Raw genomic sequence first — 1,533 nt, 5'->3', positions numbered from 1 at the left:
AGCAGCAGGCCACCTTCGCCCAGTGGAACCCGGCCCCCGCCGAGCACCCGGCCGACCAGGCCCTGCACAGCCGCATCGAGGCCCAGGTGCAGCGCACCCCCGATGCCATCGCCGTCACCTGCGAGGGCCAGGCCCTGAGCTATGCCCAGCTCAACCAGCGTGCCAACGCCCTGGCCCGGCGCCTGGTCGACGACGGGGTCGGGCCCGACGTGCTGGTCGGCCTGGCTGCCGAGCGCTCGCTGGACATGGTCGTTGGCATCTTCGCCATCCTCAAGGCTGGCGGTGCCTACGTGCCGCTGGACCCGGCCTACCCGGCCGACCGTTTGGCCTACATGATCGAAGACAGCGGCCTGCAGCGCCTGCTGGCCCAGCCCCAGGTGCTGGCCAGCCTGTCGGTGCCGGCAGGCGTGCGCGTGCTCAGCCTGGAAAGCAACGATGACAGCAGCCAGGCCGACCCCCTGGCCTGCTCGCCGGTCACGGTCAGCCCGGACAACCTCGCCTACGTGATCTACACCTCCGGTTCCACCGGCAAGCCCAAGGGCGTGCTGCTGCCGCAGCGCAACGTGCTGCGCCTGTTCACGGCCACCGACGCCGACTTCCGCTTCGGCAGCGACGACGTGTGGAGCCTGTTCCACTCCTATGCCTTCGACTTCTCGGTGTGGGAAATCTTCGGCGCCCTGCTGTACGGCGGGCGCCTGGTGATCGTGCCGCAGCACACCAGCCGCTCACCCGAGGCCTTCTACCAGTTGCTGGCCGATGAACAGGTCACGGTGCTGAACCAGACCCCGTCGGCGTTCAAGCAACTGATGGCGGTGGCCACCACGGCCGAGCCGCAGCGGCCACTGGCACTGCGCAGCGTGGTGTTCGGGGGCGAGGCGCTGGACGTCAACAGCCTGGCACCGTGGTTCGAACGCTTCGGCGACCGCCAGCCGCAGCTGGTGAACATGTACGGCATCACCGAAACCACCGTGCATGTCAGCTACCGGCCGCTGTCGCTGGCCGACCTGGGCAAGGCGGCCAGCAGCCCGATGGGCGTGCCGATCCCCGACCTGTCCTGGTATGTGCTCGACGGCGACCTGAACCCGGTAGCCAAAGGCTGCATCGGCGAGCTGTACGTGGGCCGCGCCGGCCTGGCGCGCGGCTACCTCAAGCGCAGCGACCTGAGCGCCACGCGCTTCGTGCCGGACCCGTTCGGTGCCCCTGGCGGGCGCCTGTACCGCACCGGTGACCTGGCGCGCTACCACGCCGACGGGGTGATCGAATACGCCGGGCGGATCGACCACCAGGTGAAGATCCGCGGCTTCCGCATCGAGCTGGGTGAGATCGAAGCCCGCCTGCAGGCGCAGCCACAGGTGCGCGAGGCCCTGGTGCTGGCCCAGGAAGGCGCGACCGGCCAGCAGCTGGTGGCCTACCTGATCCCCGCTGCCGAGGTAGCGCTGGAGCAGCAGGCCGGGCTGCGCGCGCAGCTGCGCGAACAGTTGAAGGAAGCGCTGCCGGACTACATGGTCCCGGCGCACCTGCTGCTGCTCGACC

The 1,533-nt window shown here is 69.9% G+C and carries 1 protein-coding gene; it reads left to right on the top strand.

From position 1 onward, the window contains the following. Positions 1 to 1,533: amino acid adenylation domain-containing protein (locus ACK59Z_RS25740; RefSeq protein WP_409293974.1), on the top strand; the 1,533-nt coding region annotated here is incomplete at both ends.

Origin of the sequence: Pseudomonas sp. KCJK9058 (assembly GCF_046230975.1) — a bacterium.
In the GTDB taxonomy this organism is placed as follows: Bacteria; Pseudomonadota; Gammaproteobacteria; order Pseudomonadales; family Pseudomonadaceae; genus Aquipseudomonas; species Aquipseudomonas alloputida.
The sequence above is the reverse complement of the archived record's forward strand: the minus strand, read 5'-3'. Positions and strand labels throughout refer to the sequence as shown.